General features: G+C 61.2%; 18 protein-coding genes. 11 read left to right on the top strand and 7 right to left on the bottom strand.

All coding sequences use genetic code 11. The features are described 5' to 3' along the window. Positions 1-30: 30 nt before the first annotated feature. The 3 genes from ISN39_RS13440 to ISN39_RS13430 are packed head-to-tail and all read left to right on the top strand — an operon-like array spanning position 31 to position 3,269. A complete protein-coding gene (locus ISN39_RS13440; RefSeq protein WP_194727833.1) occupies positions 31-495 on the top strand; it encodes a MarR family transcriptional regulator in 465 nt (154 codons plus the stop codon). Continuing rightward, a complete protein-coding gene (locus tag ISN39_RS13435; protein WP_194727832.1) occupies positions 488-1,732 on the top strand; it encodes an HlyD family secretion protein in 1,245 nt (414 codons plus the stop codon). Before ISN39_RS13440 ends, ISN39_RS13435 begins: the two co-directional genes overlap by 8 nt. Further along, on the top strand, positions 1,725-3,269 hold the full coding sequence (locus tag ISN39_RS13430; RefSeq protein ID WP_194727831.1) for a DHA2 family efflux MFS transporter permease subunit: 1,545 nt from the start codon (positions 1,725-1,727) through the stop codon (positions 3,267-3,269). The genes ISN39_RS13435 and ISN39_RS13430 overlap by 8 nt, the downstream gene beginning before the upstream one ends. Here the strand turns inward: ISN39_RS13430 and ISN39_RS13425 are convergent, their stop codons facing one another. After that, positions 3,270-3,857, bottom strand: a complete 588-nt coding sequence (locus tag ISN39_RS13425; protein WP_194727830.1) for a DNA-3-methyladenine glycosylase — start codon at positions 3,855-3,857, stop codon at positions 3,270-3,272. It lies immediately after the preceding gene. A gap of 51 nt (positions 3,858-3,908) precedes the next feature. Further along, positions 3,909-4,811, bottom strand: a complete 903-nt coding sequence (locus ISN39_RS13420) for a LysR family transcriptional regulator (RefSeq protein WP_194727829.1) — start codon at positions 4,809-4,811, stop codon at positions 3,909-3,911. Between the two features lie 122 nt (positions 4,812-4,933). On the opposite strand from ISN39_RS13420, the gene ISN39_RS13415 reads away from it, so the two are divergent. Next, positions 4,934-5,674 (top strand): SDR family oxidoreductase, encoded by a 741-nt coding sequence (locus tag ISN39_RS13415; protein ID WP_194727828.1) that lies wholly within the window; start codon positions 4,934-4,936, stop codon positions 5,672-5,674. Between the two features lie 256 nt (positions 5,675-5,930). On the opposite strand, the gene ISN39_RS13410 is transcribed toward ISN39_RS13415, so the two are convergent. After that, positions 5,931-6,842, bottom strand: coding sequence for a LysR family transcriptional regulator (locus tag ISN39_RS13410; RefSeq protein WP_194727827.1), 912 nt, complete (start codon positions 6,840-6,842; stop codon positions 5,931-5,933). 165 nt (positions 6,843-7,007) lie between these two features. Between ISN39_RS13410 and ISN39_RS13405 the strand changes: the two genes are divergently transcribed. The 5 genes from ISN39_RS13405 (at position 7,008) to ISN39_RS13385 (ending at position 16,404) form a co-directional block, all read left to right on the top strand. After that, positions 7,008-7,832 (top strand): alpha/beta hydrolase, encoded by an 825-nt coding sequence (locus ISN39_RS13405; RefSeq protein ID WP_074069330.1) that lies wholly within the window; start codon positions 7,008-7,010, stop codon positions 7,830-7,832. A 48-nt stretch (positions 7,833-7,880) separates the two neighbouring features. Next, entirely contained in the window at positions 7,881-9,068 is a 1,188-nt protein-coding gene (locus tag ISN39_RS13400) for an efflux RND transporter periplasmic adaptor subunit (RefSeq protein WP_194727826.1), read from the top strand. Between the two features lie 230 nt (positions 9,069-9,298). Further along, positions 9,299-12,496, top strand: a complete 3,198-nt coding sequence (locus ISN39_RS13395) for an efflux RND transporter permease subunit (RefSeq protein ID WP_194727825.1) — start codon at positions 9,299-9,301, stop codon at positions 12,494-12,496. 144 nt (positions 12,497-12,640) lie between these two features. Next, the gene (locus ISN39_RS13390; protein ID WP_194727824.1) at positions 12,641-14,425 is read left to right on the top strand and encodes an IlvD/Edd family dehydratase; all 1,785 of its coding nucleotides are present in this window, start codon (positions 12,641-12,643) and stop codon (positions 14,423-14,425) included. A gap of 131 nt (positions 14,426-14,556) precedes the next feature. Next, positions 14,557-16,404 carry a GGDEF domain-containing phosphodiesterase gene (locus ISN39_RS13385; RefSeq protein ID WP_194727823.1) on the top strand — a complete coding sequence of 616 codons (1,848 nt, stop codon included), beginning with the start codon at positions 14,557-14,559 and terminating at the stop codon, positions 16,402-16,404. Here the strand turns inward: ISN39_RS13385 and ISN39_RS13380 are convergent. From ISN39_RS13380 to ISN39_RS13365, 4 genes are all read right to left on the bottom strand, one after another. Next, positions 16,352-17,368 (bottom strand): NAD-dependent epimerase/dehydratase family protein, encoded by a 1,017-nt coding sequence (locus tag ISN39_RS13380; protein ID WP_194727822.1) that lies wholly within the window; start codon positions 17,366-17,368, stop codon positions 16,352-16,354. The genes ISN39_RS13385 and ISN39_RS13380 overlap by 53 nt on opposite strands. Positions 17,369-17,377: 9 nt before the next feature. Next, positions 17,378-18,688 carry a UDP-glucose/GDP-mannose dehydrogenase family protein gene (locus tag ISN39_RS13375; RefSeq protein WP_194727821.1) on the bottom strand — a complete coding sequence of 437 codons (1,311 nt, stop codon included), beginning with the start codon at positions 18,686-18,688 and terminating at the stop codon, positions 17,378-17,380. A 93-nt stretch (positions 18,689-18,781) separates the two neighbouring features. Then, positions 18,782-20,209, bottom strand: coding sequence for a mannose-1-phosphate guanylyltransferase/mannose-6-phosphate isomerase (locus ISN39_RS13370; RefSeq protein ID WP_194727820.1), 1,428 nt, complete (start codon positions 20,207-20,209; stop codon positions 18,782-18,784). Positions 20,210-20,242: 33 nt separating this feature from the next. Next, positions 20,243-21,670 carry a phosphomannomutase gene (locus ISN39_RS13365; protein ID WP_194727819.1) on the bottom strand — a complete coding sequence of 476 codons (1,428 nt, stop codon included), beginning with the start codon at positions 21,668-21,670 and terminating at the stop codon, positions 20,243-20,245. 154 nt (positions 21,671-21,824) lie between these two features. Here ISN39_RS13365 and ung point away from each other — a divergent pair, with 154 nt between their 5' ends. Continuing rightward, positions 21,825-22,526 (top strand): uracil-DNA glycosylase, encoded by a 702-nt coding sequence (gene ung, locus ISN39_RS13360; RefSeq protein ID WP_022716932.1) that lies wholly within the window; start codon positions 21,825-21,827, stop codon positions 22,524-22,526. Positions 22,527-22,665: 139 nt separating this feature from the next. Further along, positions 22,666-23,598 (top strand): VOC family protein, encoded by a 933-nt coding sequence (locus ISN39_RS13355; RefSeq protein WP_194727818.1) that lies wholly within the window; start codon positions 22,666-22,668, stop codon positions 23,596-23,598.

The raw sequence follows: 23,598 nt of genomic DNA, 5'->3' as shown, positions 1-23,598 counted from the left end.
GCACACTTATAAATAGCTAGCATAGCTTTCATGAGCGCCTATCCGACCCTCGGTTTTGTCCTACACGACGTCGCCCGTCTGCTTCGCAAGCGGTTCGAGCAGCGCGCTAAATGCCTCGGGCTGACCCGCTCGCAATGGCAAACGCTTGCCTATCTCGCGAACAACGAGGGTATTCACCAGGGTGGGCTCGCCGAGATCCTCGAAGTCGAGCCGATCACGCTGGTGCGGATTCTCGACAAGCTTGCCGAACGCGGACTTGTCGAACGGCGGCAGCATCCGGCGGACCGGCGCGTCTGGCTTCTTTACATGCGTGACGAGGCATTGCCGCTGCTTGCACAAATGCGGGTGATCGGAGAAGCCACGCGCGTCGAAGCCCTCGACGGCGTCTGCGCCGAGCAGCGCGAACAGCTCTTTCAAATCCTATCGCTGATGAAAACAAATCTAGTGCAGGCGTGCCGCACACCGGCCGCCGGGAATGAGCAGAACCATGGTTGAAAAATCTTCCCTCCGCGTCGTTGACGACGCCAACGCCAAGAATCCGACCGAAGACAAGAATCCGATCGAAGACAAGGAAGTCTCCGAAACCCAGGAAACGGTAGCCGAAGCGCCTTCATCCAATTCAGCGCCGGCCGCCGCAGTGGCTGCGTCCGACGGCATCAGCGTCCGCCGTCGGCGCAGCCTCACCCGCCCCGTGCTGTTTGCGCTGCTGCCTATTGCCCTTGTTGCCGGCGGCTATTTCTACGTGAATGGCGGGCAGGTCATGTCAACCGACAATGCCTATATCCAGGCGGATATGGTCGGCCTGACGACGGATGTTTCCGGCATCGTCGACCAGATCAACGTTCACGAGAACGAAACGGTCAAGGCCGGGCAGGTGCTCTTTAGCCTGAAATCCGACAGCTTCAGGATCGCGCTCGACGGCGCAAAGGCCCAGCTTGGCGTCCAGCGCAACCAGATCGAAAACCTGAAGGCCAGCTACCGGCAGTCGCTTGCGGAAATCACGCAGGCGCAGGCCGACATCCCGTATTTCCAGGCGCAGTTCGATCGTCAGCAGAGCCTCGTCAACAGTTCGGCCGTAACACGTGCCGCCTATGATGAAGCCAAGCACGATCTCGATGCTGCGCTTCAGAAGGTTGCCGTCGCCAGGGCGCAGGCTGCGACCACGCTTGCAGAGCTCGGCGACGATGCCAGCCAGCCGGTCGAGCAGAACCCGCTCTACCTGCAGGCAAAATCAAATGTCGACAATGCCCAGCGCGAGCTCGACCATAGCGTCGTCAAGGCGCCGTTCGACGGCGTCGTAACCAATGTCAACGCGCTGCAGGTCGGCTCCTACCTGCAGGCCTCGCAACAGGCCTTCTCGCTGGTTGCGACCAATCGGCTTTGGATCGCTGCAAGCCCGAAGGAAACCGAGCTTACCTACGTGAAGCCGGGCCAAGAGGTGAGCATCTTTGTCGACACCTATCCGGGCGTCGAATGGAAGGGCAAGGTCGAAAGCATCAGTCCGGCATCCGGCTCCAGCTTCTCGCTGCTTCCGGCGCAAAACACCACTGGCAACTGGGTGAAGGTCGTGCAGCGTATTCCGATCCATGTCAGCATCGACGATGCCGACGGCAAGCCGCCGCTTCGCGTCGGCATGAGCACGATCGTCGATGTCGATACCGGCCATGCCCGCGGTTTGCCGGATTTCGTCAACAGGCTGTTGGGCCGCGAAGCCGGCAAGGGCCATGAGTAACGCTGCAGCATCTCCCGCCGGCCCGGTTGCCAATCGCGGTGCGATCACGGCCTGCGTCATTCTCGCCGTCATCATGCAGGCGCTCGACACCACCATCGCCAACGTCGCGCTGCCCTATATCCAGGGCAGCGTTTCGGCCTCCGCCGACCAGATCAACTGGGTCCTGACGTCCTATATCGTCGCGGCCGCCATCATGACGCCGCCGTCGGGCTTCCTCGCCGCCAAGTTCGGCCGCAAGAACGTGCTCCTGACGGCAATTGCCGGCTTCGTCGTGGCATCGGTGCTTTGCGGCGTAGCGCAATCATTGCCGCAGATCGTCGCCTTCCGCCTTCTCCAGGGCCTCTTCGGGGCTGCTCTCGTACCGCTCTCCCAGGGCATCCTCCTCGACATCTATACGGTCGAGGAGCGCGGCTCGGCCATGGCCTTATTCGGCGTCTCGGTCATGGTCGGGCCGGTCCTGGGGCCGGTCATCGGCGGTTGGCTGACCGACAACATCAGCTGGCGCTGGGTGTTCTATATCAACGTGCCGATCGGTGCGCTCGCCTTTGCGGGCATCGTCATCTTCGTCAGCGAAACGAAGCGCGATGCGCTCGCAAAGCTCGACTGGTTCGGGTTCGGCATGATGAGCCTCTTCATCGCCGCGCTGCAGCTGTTTTTAGACCGCGGTGAGCAGCTCGACTGGTTCTCGTCCGGCGAGATCATGGTCGAAGCGATCGTCTGCGCGGCAGCCTTCTATCTGCTGCTGGTTCATACGCTGACAGCCGAAAAGTCCTTCGTTAATCCACGATTGTTTCTCGACCAGAATTTCGCGATCAGCATGGTGTTCATCTTCGTGGTCGGCGTCACCTATCTCGCCTCGCTGGCGCTGATGACGCCTTATCTGCAGACGCTGATGGGCTATCCGGTCATCACGGCCGGCATCGTCATGGGGCCACGTGGCATCGGCACCATGCTTTGCATGTTCATCGTCGGGCGATTGATCGGCAAGGTCGATACCCGCTGGCTCCTCGTGTTCGGCCTCGGCCTTACGGCCTGGGCAATGTACGACATGACGGGTTGGACGCCGGACGTCTCGCAGTGGACGATCGTCTCGGTCGGTTTCATCCAGGGTGCCGGTCTCGGCTTCCTGTTCGTGCCGCTGACGACGATCGCCTTCTCGACGCTACCGGCGCATATGCGCGCCGACGGCACGGGCCTCTACAATCTTTCCCGCAACATCGGCTCGAGCGTCGGCATTTCGATCGTCTCGGCACTGATCGTCGAGAATACGCAGAGCAATCACGCTTCGATCGCGGCCTATGTCACGCCGTTCAACCGGGCCTTTGATGCCGCCGCCGCGCAGTCGCTCAGTCCGCTCACCGCGGCAGGCCGGGCTTCGCTCAACGAGCTCATCACGCTGCAATCGACGATCATCGCTTACATGGACGACTTCAAGCTCCTGATGCTGATGTCGCTTGCGGTGATGCCGCTGGCGCTCATCTTGCGCAAACCCAAGGCGGCGCCGGCATCAACGGATCACAGCGCCGTCATGGAGTGATCAGCGGAACGGCTTGCTCAGATATCGCGAGCCCTGAATGCCGAAGCGCCATGGAACTTCGGCATTCTTCGTTATGCCGATCCGCGTGCCCGAGGCGATCGGAACCGGCGCCGAGGGAAAGATCGCAAATGGCGGGCGGTCGAGCAGGCGGTCGTTGATCGCGATATCGATATCGAGCGCCTGGCAGAGCTTGCCGGGACCGCTGCAGAGCCGGGTGACCACATCGGTGCCGCGACGCTCGATCATTCCAGCGGTACCGCTTTGCGGCTCCAGCGCGCGGATGAGGACGGCCGAGCCCGGCGTGCAGACGAAGTTCAGGCACCAGTACATGCCGTAGATGCGGTAGATATAGACGTTGCCCGGCGGGCCGAACATCGCGCCGTTGCGCCTGGTCGGTCCGCGGAAACTGTGCGAGGCCTCGTCGTGCGGGAAATAGGCCTCCGTCTCGGTGATGCGCCCGCCCGCACCGTTGACGAGCAGGTGGCAGCCGATGAGATCGCGCGCGACGGCGATCGCATCGCGCTCGAAGAAGCCTCGAAGCTCACTACCGGTCAAGGGAGCGTTTCCAATGGCACTTGTGTTCGTCATTCAAGTTCCTGTCGTTTGATTCCGGCCGATATCATCGCGCATCAAATGCGACTACCCGAAACTTGCCCGCTGCTGCCCAAAGAGCTTCACCAGCCAGTCTATGAAGACGCGGACGCGCGGCGAAAGCTGACGATTGCGCGGATAAAGGAGCGAGACCGGCGTCTCGGTCGGCGGGAAGCCTTTCAGGATCTGAACCAGCTCGCCGGAGGCGATGTAGCGTTCGGCATGGTAGCGCGGCACTTGGATGATGCCCAGTCCGCAGCGTGCTGCCGCATGGAGGCTTTCGGCTGCATTGACCGACACGATGGCTGGGATCGACATGTTGCAGACCTGCCCGTCGATGATGAATTCGAGCGGCAGCAGCCCGCCCGTCGCGCTGGACCGGAACCCGACCATGCGGTGGCCGTCGAGCTTGTCCGGATGTTCCGGTATGCCATGGAGTTCGAGATAGGCGGGTGAGGCGAGGGTGATCTCTTCCAGCGTGGCCACGCGGCGGGCGATCATGTCGCTATCCTGCGGCACGCCGACTCGCAACACGCAATCGATGCCTTCACGGACGAGATCGACCAGACGATCGCCTTCGCTCATGTAAAATTCGATATCCGGATACGTCTCCAGGAAGGATGGCAGGCTCGGCAGCACGAAATGCCTGGCAAGCGTACCGTGCACATCGACCCGCAACATGCCCTTCGGTTTGGCGCCGACAAAGGCGCCTTCGGCCTCCTCGATGTCGGCGAGGATCGAAAGGCAGCGCTGGTAATAGGCCTCGCCGTCGAGCGTCGGGCTGACATGGCGGGTTGTGCGCTGGAGCAGTTGCACGCCGAGGCGCGCTTCCAACTGCTTGACGGCATCGGTCACTGTCGAGCGGGGCAGGCCCGTATCCTCGGCTGCGAGCGTGAAGCTGCGGCGTTCCACGACGCGGCAAAAGACCCGCATGGCATCAAATCGGTCCATGGTATTTGTTCGCATTTGTCGGATAGTGATGCCGAAGAATGCATGATTATCCGCACTATGGAAAGTATCATCTTCTCCTCATCAAAACGCGCTGCGGCGCAAGGAACTGAAGGAGAAGGAAAATGGCTAGCAATGACAACAGGGTCGCGCTTGTCACGGGTGCATCCCGCAGCATCGGTGCCGCCATTGCCGAACGTCTCGCCAAGGATGGCTTTACCGTCGTTATCAACTATTCCGGCAATGCCGCTCCCGCCGAAGAACTGGCCCAGAAAATCGAGCAGGCCGGCGGCAGGGCGCAGACGGCGAAGGCCGATGTCAGCGATCCCGAAGCGGTGCGCCGGATGTTCGATGCTGCGCAAGCAGCCTTCGGCGGTATCGACGTTCTCGTCAACAATGCCGGCATCATGATGCTGTCTGCGATCGCCGATGCCGACGATGCCAACTTCGACCGCCAGGTCAGCGTCAACCTGAAGGGCACGTTCAACACACTTCGGGAAGCCGGTAAGCGGCTGCGCAACGGCGGCCGGATCATCAACCTCTCGACCAGTGTCGTCGGCGTGAAGCTCGAAACCTACGGCGTCTATGCCGCCACCAAGGCGGCGGTGGAAATGTTGACGGCGATCATGTCGAAGGAAATGCGCGGCCGGAACATCACGGTCAACGCGGTCGCTCCCGGCCCGACCGCTACCGATCTCTTCCTCAATGGCAAATCAGACGAACTCGTCGCCCGCATGGCGAAGATGAACCCGCTCGAACGCCTCGGTAGGCCGGAAGACATCGCCGCTGCCGTTTCCTTCCTCGCTGGTCCGGACGGCTCCTGGATAAACGGACAGGTCCTGCGCGCCAATGGCGGCATGGTCTAATTCGATGACATTGTTCGCGGCTCGGTGGCGGCATTGTTCCGTTTTTCTGAACGGTGATGCGCGAAGTTGCGCCTTACATTCGGTCGGGATGCAGCTATATTCCTTGGCAAGGAGCGAACGGAAATCCCCATTCCGGCGCCAAGCCTCCAAAAGCCCGCCGCATCATTTTCCCTGGTGATGCGGCGGGCTCGATATTCGAAGTTGATCCGATCGCGGCCCGTCGAAGGTTTTTCTGCCTTCCGGGCCGCTTCCGTTTTCAAGCGTCGTTGAGCTTGGCGTCGGCAAGCAGCTTTACCATCCAGTCCACAAAAACGCGTACCTTGTTGCTTAGGTGCCGGTTCGGCGGGTAGACGACGTAGAGCGGCAGCGGATCGCGCTTCCATTCCGGCAGAACCTGGACGAGTTCGCCTCTTGCGAGGGCGCTGCGCGCCATGAAACGGAGCGTCTGGCCGACGCCGAGGCCGGTGGTGAGGGCGCTCATGAAGGTTCTGCCGTCATTCACCGAGACGATATATCTCGGGTTTATCTCGATCGCTTCGTTGCCATTCTTGAATTCGAACGGGATCGTGCGGCCGGTCTGTGCGCGGAAATAGCTGATGCCGTAATGGCTGCTTTCGAGCTCTTGCGGGTGCGCGGGCATGCCGAATTTCTCGATGTATCGGGGCGATGCGCAGGTGACCATTTCGATTTCGGATACACGTCTTGCGATCAACGATTGATCGGCGAGGGTGCCGGCGCGAAGGGCGCAGTCGACGTTTTCTGCAAGGTAGTCCACGGTGCGGTCGCTGACACCGAGATCAATGCGGATATCGGGATATTTCAGGTAGAAATCGCAGAGTGCGGGCACGACGATGGTGTCGGCAAAAGCGCCTGCCATTTCAACGCGTAAGCGGCCGCTTGGAAGGCTTTGGGAGTTGGAAAGACTGCCGTCGAGCTCTTCCAGTTCGGAAACGATCTGCGAGGCGCGTTCGTAATATAGTGCGCCGTCCGTCGTCACCATGACGCGCCGCGTCGTACGATTGAGCAGCTTGGTGCGCAGATGCGCTTCCAAGCCCTGGATGAGATTGGTGATTGTCGCTTTGGGCATTGCGAGCGTGTCGGCCGCCCGTGTAAAGTTGCCCGTCTCAACGACGCGTATGAAGGCGCGCATTGCCGAGAGCTGGTCCATCGGAGATCTCCACAGTTTGCACTGCGATATTATTCGAAAATCGGAACAGTGTAATCATAATACAGCTTCTTATTCCGCGATGTGAATAACAATATCTTTTTTATCAGAATGGCAAGCTGTAGGTGCTTTCCATGCGTTATCTTTGATTGAGCGAAAGCCGGACCGATGACGGTGCAGGTGAAAGACATGGTGCTGGAGAAGGTGGGCATCGGCCCCGTTTCCGCGCGCGTCTATCAAGGCGCCGAGTTCGGTAAAGGGGCGCCGATCGTTCTGTTCTTTCACGGCGGCGCCTTCCTGGAATCGGGCGTTCAGGCCGGCATCAAGGAAAGTGCGGTTGCTGAGAGCATGGCGAAAGCCGGTGCGATTGTTGCGATCCCTGACTACAACGCGCCGCTCGGCAACGTCTTTCCGAAGCCGCTGGAAGTCGGCTATTCCCTTTTTTCCTATCTTGCCAACAAGCGCGCCTCCGGCATTGGCGATCGCAACTCGCTGCTCCTGATCGCTGGCGAAGAGGCTGGCGGCAATATTGCGGCGGGTGTAGCGCTGAAGGCACGCGATCACTATGCCGACGCGCTCGACGGCCAGATCCTGATTTCGCCGCTCCTCGATCCGTTCATGGGCACCTCCTCCATCCGCAAGGCTGACGGCATCGGCATGCGCCAGCGCTGGACGGAAGGATGGAGCCATTATCTCAGCGGCGGCGGCTGTCACCCTTATGCGGCGCCCTGTCTCTGTTCGCGCATTGCCGGCGTTGCGCCGGCGCTGATTTTCACGGCGGAGGACGACCCTCTGCGCGACGAGACCGTCGGGTATGCCGCCCGCCTCAAAGCGGCAGGCGTCGAGGTCCGCCAGCATATCCTCCCCGCCGGGGCAGGCTGGCCATCTATTTACGGCGGGAAAACGGACGGCACGTCGAACTGGCAGGAGAACGTCAGCCGCGAGTTCAGAAGTTTCGTTCAGGAGTTAAGCGTCCAACACCAATTGCATTGAAAACGAACTGATTATCGTCGGCCGTATAGGGCCGTAAGGAGAGTACCAATGACGTCCAGAAAGAAGCGCTGGGCCCTGGTGGGCGCTGGCATCGGGCTTGTTGCGTCTGTTTCAGCAGCCGCCATCTTTTTTGAATTGCCGATGGGCACGGCTGCTACGGCCGCTTCCGCCCCTGCACAAGCTCCCGCTGTGCCGGTGACGGTTTCCGTCGTCGCAAGCCGTGATGTGACCACCTGGGAAGAGTTCTCGGGCCGTCTCGAAGCGGTCGACCGAGTTCAGCTACGCTCCCGCGTTGCGGGCGCCATCCAGTCGGTCCACTTCCGCGAAGGTGCACTGGTGAAGGCCGGCGACCTGCTCTTCACAATCGATCCGGCCCCTTACCAAGCGGCGGTTTCTCAAGCCGAAGGGCAGGTTGCCTCCGCCGAGGCCAAGGTCAGCTTGGCGCAGATCGAGCTTGAGCGTGGCCGCCGGCTTTCGGATAGCCGCACGATCTCGCAGAGCGATATGGACCAGCGCCAGAGCGCCTTTACCGAGGCGCAGGCAGGGCTCCGTACCGCGCAGGCGGCGCTGCAGTCGGCTCAGCTCGATCTCGGGTACACCGAGGTCCGGGCTCCGGTTTCTGGCCGAGTGGGCAAGCTGGAGATCACCGCCGGCAACCTTGTTGCTGCGGGTTCGGCTTCCCCAGCGCTCACGACGCTCGTCTCGATCGATCCGATCTATGCGAGCTTCAACGCCAGCGAAGAGATGGTGACGAAGGCGCTGTCGCAGCTTCCGGCCAATGACAGTGCAGTCCGGGCCCTCGAACAGATCCCGGTCGAGGTCGGCACGCTTGCTGATGAAGGCACGCCGATCAAGGGCAAGCTCCAGCTCGTCGACAACCAGGTCGATGCCGCAAGCGGCACAATCGGAGTCCGCGCCGTGTTCGACAATCCGGGCGGCAAGCTGATCCCCGGCCAGTTCGTTCGCGTCCGAATGGGCCAGCCGAAAGCCGAGAATAAGATTCTCGTCAGCGAGCGTGCGATTGGCACCGACCAGGACAAGAAGTTCGTCTTCGTCGTCGACGGCGAGAACAAGGTCAGCTATCGGCCGGTCGAGCTCGGTAGGGTAAGTGAAGGCCTCCGCGTCGTCGAAAGCGGTCTGAACCCGGGCGAGAAGATCGTCGTCAATGGCTTGCAGCGCATCCGTCCGGGTGCGGTGGTCGAGCCGCAGATGGAAGAGAAAGTGGCGGCCAAGTAGGGCCGCCAGAGCAATTCCCCTTCTCCCGGCGGGGAGAAGACGTCCGCAGGACGGATGAGGGGGTGAGCGACGAACGGGCGAACGTCTGAGCCAAAAGCGAAGACGACACCTGCCGAGCCTCCCCGTCGCCCGGCCCTTCGGGCCACCAACGAAATGATTTGACCCGCCGGCGGCACCCCAACCGCCTGGCAGGGGTTTGCATCCAAGTTCATCCCGGAGAGGGCTTTGAAATGAACATCTCCAGATTCTTTGTGGACCGCCCGGTATTTGCCGGCGTGCTTTCGGTCCTCATCCTCGTAGCCGGTCTGATCGGCCTCAGGGCACTGCCGATTTCCGAATATCCGGAGGTCGTGCCGCCGTCGATCGTCGTGCGTGCCACTTATCCGGGCGCCAATCCGGACGTCATCGCGCAGACGGTTGCGACACCGCTCGAAGAGCAGATCAACGGCGTTGAGGACATGCTCTACATGTCCAGCCAGGCGACTTCCGATGGCGTCATGACGCTGACGGTAACCTTCAAGCTTGGCACCGACCCCGATAAGGCGCAGCAGCTGGTTCAGAACCGTGTTTCGCAGGCCGAACCTCGCCTGCCGGATGAGGTGAAGAGCATCGGCATCACCACCGTCAAGAGCTCTCCCGACCTGATGATGGTCGTCAACCTGATCTCGCCGGACAACCGCTACGACATCACCTATCTGCGCAATTACGGCGTCCTGAACATCAAGGATCGGCTGGCGCGCATCGATGGCGTGGGCCAGGTGCAGGTCTTCGGTTCGGGCGACTATTCGATGCGCGTCTGGATCGATCCGCAAAAGGCCGCCGAGCATAATCTCGCTGCCAGCGATATCACCAATGCGATCCGCGAGCAGAACGTTCAGGCCGCTGCCGGCACGATCGGCGCTTCGCCGAGCCTGCCAGGCACTGAGCTGCAGCTGAACGTCAACGCTCAAGGGCGCTTGCAGACGCCGGAGCAGTTCGGCAACATCATCGTCAAGTCGGGGGCCAACGGTGAAATCACCCGCCTTCGCGACGTTGCACGCATCGAACTCGGCGCTGCCGACTATTCGCTGCGCTCGATCCTCGACGGCAAGCCGGCGGTCGCCATCCCGGTCTTCCAGTCTCCGGGCTCCAACGCCATCACCATCTCGGACGAAGTCCAGAAGACGATGGAGGAGCTGAAGATCGCAATGCCGGACGGGGTCAGCTACGAGATCGTCTATGACACGACGAAATTCGTCCGTTCGTCGATCGAGAAGGTCGTCGATACGCTGCTCGAAGCCATCGCTCTTGTCGTTCTCGTCGTGATCCTGTTCCTGCAGACGTGGCGTGCCTCGATCATCCCGCTAATCGCCGTTCCGGTATCGATCATAGGTACTTTCGCGGTGATGTACGTCTTCGGCTTTTCGATCAACGCACTCAGCCTCTTCGGCCTGGTGCTGGCGATCGGTATCGTGGTGGATGATGCGATCGTCGTCGTCGAAAACGTCGAGCGCAACATCGAGAATGGGCTCAGCCCGCGCGATGCGACCTACAAGGCCATGAAGGAAGTTTCCGGCCCGATCATCGCGATCGCACTGGTGCTCGTCGCCGTCTTCGTGCCGCTCGCCTTCATCAGCGGCCTGTCAGGGCAGTTCTATCGCCAGTTCGCGCTGACGATCGCGATCTCGACGGTTATCTCGGCCTTCAACTCGCTGACCCTGTCTCCGGCGCTGGCAGCCCTCCTGCTGCAGGGCCACCACGCCAAGCGTGACTGGCTGACGCGCGGCATGGACTTCATCTTCGGCTGGTTCTTCCGCGGCTTCAACCGCGTTTTTGGTGCAGGTTCGAAAGCCTACGGCAAGGGCGTTGGCGGCCTGCTGTCGCGCAAGAGCATCGTCATGGTCATCTACCTGGCGCTGGCTGGTGCGACCTATGGCCTCTTCAATGCTGTTCCGGGCGGTTTCGTGCCGGCACAGGACAAGCAGTATCTGATCGGTTTTGCCCAGCTGCCGGATGCCGCAAGCCTTGACCGGACCGAAGACGTCATCAAGCGGATGAGCGATATCGCCATGGCCGAGCCCGGCGTTGCCCACGCAATCGCCTTTCCCGGCCTGTCGATCAACGGCTTCACCAACTCTTCAAATGCCGGCATCGTCTTTGTGACGCTGAAGGATTTTGAGGAGCGCAAGTCGCCGGCGCTTTCCGGCGGTGCGATTGCCATGTCCTTGAACCAGAAGTTCGGGGCGATCCAGGATGCCTTCATCGCCATGTTCCCGCCGCCGCCGGTCAATGGCCTCGGCACGACGGGCGGCTTCAAGATGCAGCTCGAAGACCGCGCCGGTCTCGGCTACCAGGCGCTCGACGAGGCCAACAAGGCAATGATCGCTAAGGCCTACCAGGCGCCTGAGCTGACCGGCATCTTCTCTGCTTACCAGATCAACGTTCCGCAGCTCTTTGCTGACCTCGATCGCGCGAAGGCCGAACAGCTCGGTGTCTCGGTGACCGATGTCTTCGAAACGCTGCAGATCTATCTGGGTTCGCTCTATGTCAACGACTTCAATGCTTTCGGCCGCACCTACAGCGTCCGGGTGCAGGCCGATGCGAAGTTCCGCGCCCAGGCGGACGACATCGGCCAGTTGAAGGTTCGTTCGGCATCGGGCCAGATGATCCCGCTGTCGGCGTTGCTGAAGGTCAGCGCGACGACCGGGCCGGAGCGGACCAACCGTTATAACGGTTTCCTCTCCGCCGATATCAACGGCGGTCCTGCTCCGGGCTTCTCCTCCGGCCAAGCGCAGGCCGCGATCGAAAAAATCGCCAACGAGACGCTGCCGAAGGGCATCAGCTTCGAGTGGACGGATCTGACCTATCAGCAGATCCTGGCAGGCAATTCCGGCGTGATCATCTTCCCGCTGGCGCTGCTCCTCGTCTTCCTCGTGCTAGCTGCCCAGTATGAAAGCCTGACCCTGCCGCTTGCGATCATCATGATCGTGCCAATGGGCGTGCTGGCCGCCTTGACGGGCGTCTGGCTGACGGGCGGAGATAACAACATCTTCACGCAGATTGGCCTCGTGGTCCTTGTCGGTCTCTCGGCGAAGAACGCGATCCTGATCGTTGAATTCGCCCGTGAACTGGAGTTCGAAGGCCGTACGCCGGTCCAGGCGGCGATCGAGGCAAGCCGTCTGCGTCTTCGCCCGATCCTGATGACCTCCTTGGCCTTCATCATGGGTGTCGTGCCGCTGGTCGTCTCCACCGGTGCCGGTGCGGAAATGCGCGCCGCCATGGGTGTCGCGGTCTTTGCCGGCATGATCGGCGTGACTTTCTTCGGCATCTTCATGACGCCGGTCTTCTATGTGCTGCTCCGCAAGCTGACGGGCAACCGTCCGCTGGTGCAGCACAACGACAATCGTCCGCCGTCGGAAGAGGCCGCCATTCGGGTCGCAGCGGAGTAAGCGAAAACATCATCAAATCAAGAGGCGGGACATCCGGTCCCGCCTTTTTTATTTGCATGGAGGCGTCGCAGGTTTATGTCTTGATGAACGTACATCGACGGAGCATTTGGGAAGATATGCCGACTGCCCGTTCTGGAGGAAAGAATGAACGACTACAAGCCGCCGACGCGCCGCCTGCGTTCGCAGGACTGGTTCGATAATCCTGACCATATCGACATGACGGCGCTCTATCTGGAGCGCTTTATGAACTACGGCATCACACCGGAAGAGTTGCGCTGCGGCAAACCAATCATCGGGATTGCCCAGAGCGGCAGCGATCTCACGCCCTGCAACAGGGTGCATGTCGAACTTGCCAAGCGGGTGCGCGACGGTATCCGCGATGCCGGCGGCATCCCGATCGAATTCCCGACGCATCCGATCTTCGAAAACTGCAAGCGTCCGACGGCCGCACTCGACCGCAATCTCGCCTATCTCGGGCTCGTCGAAATTCTCTACGGCTATCCGCTCGATGGCGTCGTGCTGACCACCGGCTGCGACAAAACCACGCCTTCGGCGATCATGGCGGCCTCAACCGTCGATATTCCCGCCATTGTACTTTCAGGCGGGCCGATGCTTGATGGGTGGCACGAGGGCGAACTGGCGGGATCGGGAACTGTGATCTGGCGCATGCGGCGCAAATACGGTGCCGGCGAAATCGACCGCGAAGAGTTTCTTCAGGCCGCGCTCGATTCCGCACCATCCGTCGGCCACTGCAATACGATGGGCACCGCTTCGACGATGAACGCGCTTGCCGAAGCACTCGGCCTGTCGCTGACGGGTTGTGGCGCCATTCCGGCGGCTTACCGCGAGCGCGGCCAGATGGCCTATCGCACCGGGCGCCGTGCCGTCGAGATCGTGTTCGAAGACCTGAAGCCGTCGGATATCCTGACGCGCGAGGCTTTCCTCAACGCCATCCGCACCAATTCGGCGATCGGCGGTTCGACCAATGCGCAGCCGCATCTGGCGGCCATGGCGAAACATGCCGGTGTCGAGCTTCATCCCGACGACTGGCAGGTCCATGGCTTCGATATCCCGCTGCTTGCCAACGTCCAGCCGGCAGGCGCCTATCTCGGCGAGCGCTATCACCGGGCAGGCGGCACGCCTGCGGTCATGTGGGAACTGCTGCAGGCCGGTAAGCTCGACGGCAACTGTCGGACAGTCACCGGCAAGACCTTGGCCGAAAACCTGGAAGGCCGGCAGGCAAGCGACCGTGAGGTCATCCGGCCGTTTGCGGAACCTCTCAAGGAGCGGGCTGGCTTCCTCGTACTCAAGGGCAATCTCTTCGATTTCGCGATCATGAAGATGAGCGTGGTCTCCGACGATTTCCGCAGACGCTACCTGCAGGAGCCTGGTCGTGAAGGCATATTCGAGGGCAAGGCGGCCGTCTTCGACGGTTCCGAGGACTATCACAAGCGCATCAATGATCCGTCGCTGGATATCGACGAGAATACCATCCTCGTCATCCGCGGGGCAGGGCCGATCGGTTGGCCGGGTTCAGCCGAAGTCGTCAATATGCAGCCGCCGGACCACCTCTTGAAACGCGGCATCAGCAGCCTGCCGACGATCGGCGATGGCCGCCAATCCGGTACGGCGGACAGTCCTTCGATCCTCAATGCCTCGCCGGAAAGTGCCGCCGGCGGCGGTCTCGCCTGGCTTCGCACCGGTGACATCATCCGCATCGATTTCAATCTGGGCCGCTGCGACATGCTGGTCGACGACGCAGAGATCGAACGGCGCAAGGGCGAGGGTATTCCGCCGGTGCCGGCGGATGCGACGCCGTGGCAGCAGATCTACCGTCGGTCGGTCAGTCAGCTTTCGGAAGGGGCTGTGCTTGAAGGGGCGGCAGACTTCCGGCAGATTGCAAGGGTTCCGCCGCGCCACAATCATTAGAAGATTATTTCCTGCGGGAGTAAGGAAAGTTACTCCCAATAGCCAGCTCGGCAATCCATAAAAGGCTTCGTTAATGTGGGCTTGAGACAGTATTATGATTTCTCGCATCTGCTTAAGTCTGAGACACCGAATTGCCGAAAAGGACACCGACCCGGTCGGAACAGGAATTCCAGGATCTGTTAAGGCGCCTCGAGCTTGCGCTCGATGCGTCGCAGATCGGCGTTTGGGAGCACGATGTGCGCACCAACCAGATCCTCTGGGATGCGCAAATGCACCGGCTCTATCAAACGGGCGAGACCATGCGCGTCCTTCCCACATCGTTCTGGTTTGACGCGGTTCATCAGGAAGACCGGCAACGCGCAGTGCAGGAATTCGACGAGGCGATCGCCCGGCGTGGCGCTTATAATTCCGAATTCCGTATCATCCTGCCGAACGGCGAAATCCGGCATTTGCGCTCGCGGGCGCATTTCTACGTCAGCGAGGAGGGTGCTCCCTCATTCATCGGCGCCGAGTGGGACGTCACGGCCGATGTCATGCTGAACGCGGAGCTGAAGCGTCAGCGCCAAGTCGCCGAAGCGCGGGCACGGGCGCTCGAGGAAAGCAACGCACGGATCGAGTATGCTGCCGAACATGACTATCTGACCGGGCTGCCCAACCGCCGCCTGTTCGACAGGCGGTTTGTCGAACTGCATGCCGACAAGTCGATCTCGACGCTTGCGATCCTTCACCTTGGTCTCGACCAGTTCAAGCAGATCAACGATAGCTATGGCCACGCCGCAGGCGACGCCGTTCTGCGTGCGGCCGCGCTGCGGATGACGGCCGCCGTTCCGGGAAACAGCCTCGTCGCGCGCGTTGGCGGCGATGAATTCGTCATTCTGCTGTGGGATTTCGCAGGTGTCGAAGAGCTCACGCGCATTGCCGCGGATGTCCAGCAGCGGCTGCGAAAGAAGATCCGGTTCGGCCAGGAATTGCTGCAGTCCGGTACCTCGATCGGGATATCATGGAGTGCCGGCCGGCGGACGCGCAATCTGTTCACCGAGTCCGATCTTGCGCTTTATCAGGCGAAGAAACTTGGGGTAAACCGCATCGAATTCTTTACCCGGCAATTGCGGGAGGACCTGCTCAGCAAACGGCGTCTCGCCGAAGAGCTGAAGCGCGGGCTGGAGCGCGGAGAGATTGTTCCTTATTACCAAGTGCAGTTCGACGCCAAGACGCGGTCGATTTCCGGCCTCGAAGCGCTTGCCCGCTGGATTCATCCAGAAAGGGGTGTGCTGTCGCCGGCCGTCTTCTTGAAGGCCGCGGATGAGAATGGGCTGTCGGCGGATATCGACGCGGCAATTCTGAAAATGGCGCTGGAGGATCGCCGGCATTGGCAGGATCGGGGTACCGCCGTTCCGCGCATAGCGGTCAATATTTCGAGCGCGCGGCTGTTCGATCCGGCGCTGCTCGACAGCCTGCAGGCGCTGGAGGTTCCTCCGGGCGAATTCTCTTTCGAACTGGTGGAGACGATCTTTCTCGACGATCCCGATGACAAGCTGCTGAGCAACATCGATCAGATCAAACAGATGGGCATCGATATCGAGATCGATGATTTTGGTTCGGGGCACGCCTCGTTGATCGGGTTGGCAAGGCTGCGCCCAAAATGCCTGAAACTCGACCGGCAACTGGTGACTGACATCGTCGAATCCGAGGAGCAGCGCTGTGTCGTCAGCTCGATCATCGACATCGCCAAGGCGCTCAATGTGGGCGTGATTGCTGAAGGCGTTGAAACGGAGGGCCATGCCGAAGCGTTGACGCAGCTCGGCTGCGACATGCTGCAGGGGTACGCGCTCGGCTATCCGATGCCGGCTGCGGAGATCGGCAAGCTCATTTCGCCGGCCGGCCGGACCCCGGCCAAATCGGGCGCGGGCAGCCGGATGCTGGCGGTTACGGCTCGAGCTCCCGGCGGGCTTCCAGATACCATTCGACAAAGGCCCTGACGCCGGTTTCAAGCTTCGTATCGGGCTTGTAACCCGTCAGGGCGACAAGCAGGTCCGGGCTGGCGAAGGTGCGCGGCACGTCGCCCTTCTGCATCGGCAGCATTTTGCGCTGGGCCGGCTGGCCGAGCGCTTTTTCCACGGTCTCCACGAAGTCCATCAGGCTGACCGGCTGACCGCCGCCGATATTGACGACACGAAACGGCGCTTGGCGGGACAGCGTCTCGACCTTGTCGTCGGCGATGCGGTTTTCTTCCGAAGGCATAATCGCGGAAAGCCGCACGATCGACTCGACGAGATCGTCGATATAGGTGAAATCGCGGCTCATCTTGCCTTCGCCGTAGATTTCGATCGGCTGGTTTTCCAGCATGCTCTTTACGAACTTGAAGAGCGCCATGTCCGGGCGGCCCCAGGGACCATAGACGGTGAAGAAGCGGAAGGCGGTGGTTGGCAGCTTGTAGAGATGCGCATGGCTGTGCGCCATCAGCTCCATCGACTTCTTGGTCGCGGCATAGACCGTCAGGGGCTCGTCGGCCCTGTCGGTCTCATGGAAGGGAACGCGGGGGTTCGCGCCATAGATCGAAGAGGTCGAGGCCAGCATCAGATGCTGCACATTGTGGCGCTCGGCAGTTTCCAGAATGTTCCAGGAGCCTTCGACGTTCGAGCTCAGATAGGCGCGCGGGTTTTCAAGACTGTAGCGGACGCCGGCCTGGGCCGCGAGGTGGATCAGGATGTCCGGCTTTGCCTGGCCGACCGCATCTTCGAGCGCCTTTTGATCCTCAAGCATGGCGACCACCGGCTTGAAGGCCGGGAACTGCGCCAGAGCCGCATGCCGCATATGCTTGAGCTTGACGCTGTAATAGGGCGTCAGGCCGTCGAAACCGGTAACCCGATGCCCATCCTGCAACAAGCGCCGCGCGAGATGAAAGCCGATGAAGCCTGCGGTGCCTGTTATGAAGTAATGCATTTTCTATCTCTACTCGGTCTTCTTGCCGACGGCAAAGTGGCTGAAGCCGTGGCGCGTGATTTCGGCGATGGGATAGATATTGCGCAGGTCCACGACGACAGGGTTCTTCATCGTGGTCTTCAGGCGCTTGAAGTCGAGCGCGCGGAATTCATCCCATTCGGTAACGAGCACGATGGCATCGGCGCTCTCGGCAATCTCGTAAGGGTCATTGCCGTAGGTCACCGGCCCGAGCATTTCCTTGGCCGCTTGCATGCCTTCCGGGTCATAGACATGAACCGTGGCGCCGCCGTCGAGCAAGGCCTGGATGATGGTGATCGACGGCGCATCGCGCATGTCGTCGGTGTTCGGCTTGAAGGTCAGGCCGAGGACGGCGATCTTCTTGCCGCGCACGCTGCCGTCGCAGGCGGCGATCACCTTACGACCCATGGCGCGCTTGCGGTTGTCGTTGATTGCAACCGTCGTTTCGATGAGGCGCATCGGGCTGTCATAGTCCTGCGCGGTCTTGACGAGCGCCAGCGTGTCCTTCGGAAAGCACGAGCCGCCATAGCCGGGGCCGGCATGCAGGAACTTGTCGCCGATGCGCTTGTCCATGCCGATGCCCTTGGCAACCTTTTGCACATCCGCACCGATCTGTTCGCAAAGGTCGGCGATCTCGTTGATGAAGGTAATCTTCATGGCGAGGAAGGCGTTGGCGGCGTACTTGATCAGCTCCGACGTGCGGCGCTCGCAGAAATAAAGCGGTGCCTCGTTGAGGTAGAGCGGCCGGTAGACTTCGCGCATGACTTCCGTGGCGCGCGCGTCTTCGGTGCCGATGACGATGCGGTCGGGGCGCTTGAAGTCGGTGATGGCAGCACCTTCGCGCAGGAATTCCGGGTTCGAGACGACGGCGATGTCCTTGCCGGGGAACTCTTCGCGGAAGATGCGCTCGATCTCGTCGCCGGTGCCGACGGGAACGGTGGACTTCGTGACGACGACGGTGAAGCCGCTGACGGCTGCGGCAATCTCGCGCGCGGCGGCATAGACGTAGCTCAGGTCGGCATGGCCGTCGCCGCGGCGCGACGGCGTGCCGACCGCGATGAAGACGACATCGGCGTCTGCAACCGGTGCAGCCAGATCCTTGGAGAAATCCAGGCGGCCGGCGCTGCGGTTGTGCTCGATGATGGCATCGAGGCCCGGCTCGAAGATCGGCACTTCGCCGCGTTCAAGGGCGTCGATCTTCGCTTCGGATTTATCGACGCAGGTGATGTGGTGGCCGAAATCCGCAAGGCAGGCGCCGGAGACGAGACCGACATAGCCCGAACCAATCATAACAATGCGCATGGAATAACCTTCATCAAAAACGATCGCGGCCTGCCGGCGGCAAAACGCGATCGTGTTACAGGCGCACCGTTATAAATTCAAGACAGCCCCTTCTCAGCTGCGCCCAAACTCGTCGACGATGCGGATGATGTCGTCCTCGCCGAGGTAGGAGCCGGTCTGCACTTCGATCAGTTCGAGCAAGATCTTGCCCGGGTTTGCGAGGCGGTGCACCTCGCCGAGCGGGATATAGACAGACTCGTTTTCCCGCAGCATCTGCACATTCTCGCCGATCGTCACCTCGGCCGTGCCCTTGACGACGATCCAATGTTCCGAGCGGTGGTGATGCTTCTGCAGCGAGAGCTTCTTGCCGGGTGTGACGAAGATGCGCTTTACCTGGAAACGGTCGCCGTTGAAGATCGAGGTATAACCGCCCCACGGCCGGTACGAGGTCGGATGGGTCTGCGTCAGTTTCGACGTTGCGGGCAGGGCGGCGAGCGTCTTGACGAGGTCGCCGACGCTCTGGCTGTCCTGCAGCTTGCCGACATAGACGGCATCCTCACTGGCGATCACCGCGACATCCTCCATCCCCTGGACGGCAAGATGCACGCCGTGGCTCATCACCAGCGAGTTGCGGCTGTTGACAAGCGTCGTATTGGCGGTCGCGACATTGCCGTTCGGGTCGCGCGTCCCGGTTTTCCAGACGGAATCCCAGCTGCCGAGATCCGACCATTTGAAGGGCGAGGGCACGACAGCGGCATTGGCCGTCTTTTCCATGATCGCATAGTCGATCGAGATGCTGGGGGCGTTCGCAAAGGATTGGGCGTCGAGACGGGTGAAGTCGAGATCGCGCGTCGCCTTGGCAACAGCCTCACCGGCAGCGGCGACGACGTCCGGCGCATAGTTGCGCATTTCCGCGAGGAGCGCGCCCACCTGGAACATGAACATGCCGGAATTCCAGTAGAAGCCGCCGGCAGCCACCATCTCCTTTGCCTTGTCCAAGGGCGGCTTTTCGATGAAGCGCTTCACGGTCTGTGCGCCTGCCGAAAGGTTCTCGCCGCCTTCGATATAGCCGTAGCCGGTTGCCGGTTCGGTCGGCTTGATGCCGAAGGTCACGAGCTTGCCGCTGGCGGCCGTTTCGCGCGCGGCGCGGACGCTGTCGAAATAGCTTTGATCGGCGACGATCTCATAGTCCGAGCCGAGGACGTGCATGATCACGTCCTTGCCGAAAAGGTCGGCGACGAGGGCGGCAGCGGCGGCAACGGCGGGTGCGGTGTTGCGGGCAACCGGCTCCAGCAGGATCGCCTTCAGCGCGTGATCGAGTTCGCGGGCCTGTTCGGCCACGAGGAAGCGGAATTCCTCATTGGTCAGCACGACCGGTGCTTCGTAGAGGGCCGGATCGGAGACGCGGGCGAGCGTTTCCTGAAACAGCGTCTTGTCGCCGATGAACTGAATGAACTGCTTGGGGGCTGCAGCGCGCGACAGCGGCCACAGGCGTGTGCCCTTGCCTCCTGCCATGATCACGGGAACGATCTTTTGCGTCATCGGGTGCGTTTCCTCAAAATCTTCTGTCTTCAATCAGTTCTGTGCGGCCCACTGCCTGATCCGGCTCAGTCCGGCTTCAAGCAACTGGCTTGCGGCATGTTCGGTTTGCGCTTCGACGTAGCAGCGCATCTCCGGCGCGTTACCCGAGGGGCGAAAGTGGATGATGCGCCTGTCGGCCAGCGTGACGCGCAAGCCGTCGATGTCGCTCGCCGTGGACGGGCTTCCAAGGGGCTTCAGGAAATCCGCCAGGTTTTCCGGCAAGGCGCGCAGGTAAGCCATCAATTTTGCGCTCGTCTCGACGGGGAAGTTCTCCAGCCGATCGGCCGCCGCGATCGGGAGATTGTAGGAAGCGGCAATGACCGACAGCGGCTTCTTTTGCGCCGCTGCCAGCGCAAGGACTGCCAGGATCGGCAGGAAGCAGTCGCGTGTCGGCAGTGCCTCAAGCGTCCTGCCATTGACGCTGAAATCCGAACCGGTCAGTAGGCCGCCATTGGCCTCGAAGCCCATCACGCGGTCCTTGCCTGCGAAGATCGCCTCCTGCATGCCGGTGATGACGAAGGGTGAGCCGACGCGCGTGCGGGCGACGGCAAAGGCGCCGGCGGCTTCGATGCCGGAGTTGGAGGTGACAGGCGTGACCACGGTCCCGGCATCCAGGAAATTCGCAGTGATCAGCCCCAGCAAGTCGCCGCGCAGGGGGGTGCCGTTCTCATCCGTCACCAGTGGCCGGTCGCCGTCGCCATCGGCCGAAACGAGCGCATCAAGTGTCAGCGACTGCGCCCAATCCTTGAGGAGCGCAACGGTCTGCGCTGAAACGGCTTCGGTATCGACCGGGATGAAGGTCTCCGATCGTCCAAGCGCGATGGCTTCGGCGCCGTAGTGCGACAAAAGCTGCACCATCATGTCGCGGGCAACGGTGCTATGCTGATAGACGCCGATCCTTTGGCCGGAAAGGGCATTTTTGGAGAGAATGCCGGCATTGCGCGCCATGAAGGCTCTAGCGCAGTCGCCGGACCGGTCCTCGACCTTCGCTTTTTCCGCCATTGCCGCTTCAGGCAGGGAGCGGTCGAGCTTGACGGCAAGATCGGAAATCGCGGCTTCGTCCGCCTTGTCGATCTCACCATCGGGTCGGTAGAATTTGATGCCGTTGCGGTCCGCCGGGATGTGCGAGCCGGTGATCATCAGGCTCGCGGCCTTGTTTCGGGATCCATAAAATGCCAGCGCTGGTGTCGGGACGGTGCCGCAATCGGCGACCCTGAAGCCAAGCGCGGTGAGCGCGAGAGCGCATGTCGCAGCGATTGCAGGGCTGGAATCGCGAAAATCGCGGCCGAGCATGACGAGGTCGCCTTTTTGCGCGCGCCCGCTCTCGAGAAGATATTGCCCGAACGCTGTCGCGTAGACCACCGACGCCCTGCCTTTCAGATCGGCGGAAAGGCCGCGCAGGCCGCTTGTTCCAAATTTCATGCGTGTTAAGCCTTTGCTGACGCTTGCTTTCCTGCGCGATTATCACCAGTCTAACGATACTTCGTAAATTTTGGCCGCGATAGGTGACTAAAATATTGCGCGCCTCCCTTTTCAGGGCAAATCTATCCCCCCTTCGGTGGAACGAGGACTATCGATGAGCGAACAGACCATCGCGCTCGAAGAGAGCTGGAAGGCGGCACTCGCGCCCGAATTTTCCAGTCCCTACATGCAGCAGCTCAAGGATTTCCTGCTGGTGCAGAAGCAAAGCGGCAAGCGTATCTTCCCTAAAGGGTCGGAATATTTTCGCGCGCTTGATCTCACTCCGCTTGCAAAGGTGAAGGTCATCATTCTGGGGCAGGATCCCTATCACGGCCTCGGACAGGCCCATGGACTCTGCTTCAGCGTTCGACCAGGCGTGCGCATTCCGCCGTCGCTGGTCAATATCTACAAGGAGATGGAAACCGATCTCGGCATCAAGCCGCCGCGGCATGGCTTTCTGGAGCATTGGGCCCGCCAGGGCGTGCTGTTGCTGAACAGCGTTCTGACCGTCGAGGAGGCGCAGGCCGCGTCACATCAGGGCAAGGGCTGGGAGCGTTTCACCGATGCGGTGATCCGCAAGGTCAACGAGGAATGCGAGTCCGTCGTCTTCATGCTCTGGGGTTCCTACGCGCAGCGGAAGGCGGCCTTTGTCGATACCGACCGTCATCTCGTCCTCAAGGCGCCGCATCCGTCGCCGCTTTCGGCGCATAACGGCTTTTTCGGATGCAGGCATTTTTCGAAAGCAAACGCTTTCCTGCAGTCTCACGGCCGCGCGCCCGTCGACTGGGAGTTGCCCGCCAATCCGCAGGATGCCTAGAGTTTTCTGAACATCTCCGGACCGGTGTTCAATAAAAGGAGACAATGCGTTTTGGTCTCCGGGACTATTCCAAATCGCTCCAAGCAATCATCTATGACCCATGAAGGCTCGCCGCTGCGGGCAAGAAAGGGGTCTCGACATGCTCAACCAGATCAAGGGTCTGCACCACGTCACATCGATGGCGGAGGACGCCCGTACCAATAACCAGTTCTTCACAAACGCGCTCGGCCTGCGCCGCGTCAAGAAGACCGTGAACTTCGATGCGCCCGACGTCTATCATCTCTATTATGGCGACGAGACCGGTTCGCCGGGTTCGATCATGACCTATTTCCCGTTTCCCAAGATGGCGCAGGGCCGTCCGGGCACCGGCGAAGTCGGTACGACCGTTTTCTCCGTTCCCGAGGGCTCGCTCGGCTTTTGGAGCGACCGTCTCACCAAGCTCGGCGTCAGCGGTCTCAAGGCGGACGAGAGCTTCGGCCAAAAGCGACTGCACTTTGCGGGTCCTGATGGCGACGGTTTCGCGCTTGTTGAAGTCAGGGACGACGGCCGCCAGCCGTGGACGCATGGCGGCATCGGCGAGGATCACGCCATCCGTGGCTTCCACTCCGTCGCCATGCGCCTTCGCGATGAGGGCGCGACGTCCGAACTCTTGAAATTCATGGGCTATGAGGTTCAAGACGAGAAAGACGGCGTGAAGCGGCTGGTGATGCCAGGCGGCAACGGTGCGCATCTGGTCGATCTCGAAACGATGCCGAATATCTCCCGTGCTCTGCCGGGCGCCGGTTCCGTGCACCATGTCGCCTTTGCTGTCGACAACCGCGAAAAGCAGCTCGAGGTGCGAAAGGCACTGGTGGATACAGGCTACCAGGTGACGCCGGTCATCGACCGCGATTATTTCTGGGCGATCTATTTCCGCACGCCTGGCGGCATTCTCTTCGAGGTCGCCACCAACGAACCCGGCTTCGACCGGGACGAAGACACGGCTCATCTCGGCGAAGCGCTGAAGCTGCCGCAGCAGCACGCGCATCTGCGGCAACTGATCGAGCAGCACCTGCAACCGCTCGAAGCTTAA

The sequence above is a fragment of the Rhizobium sp. 007 genome (assembly GCF_015353075.1).
Lineage (GTDB): Bacteria > Pseudomonadota > Alphaproteobacteria > Rhizobiales > Rhizobiaceae > Rhizobium.
Note: the sequence above shows the minus strand (reverse complement) of the source record. Positions and strands in the feature narration are given on the sequence as shown.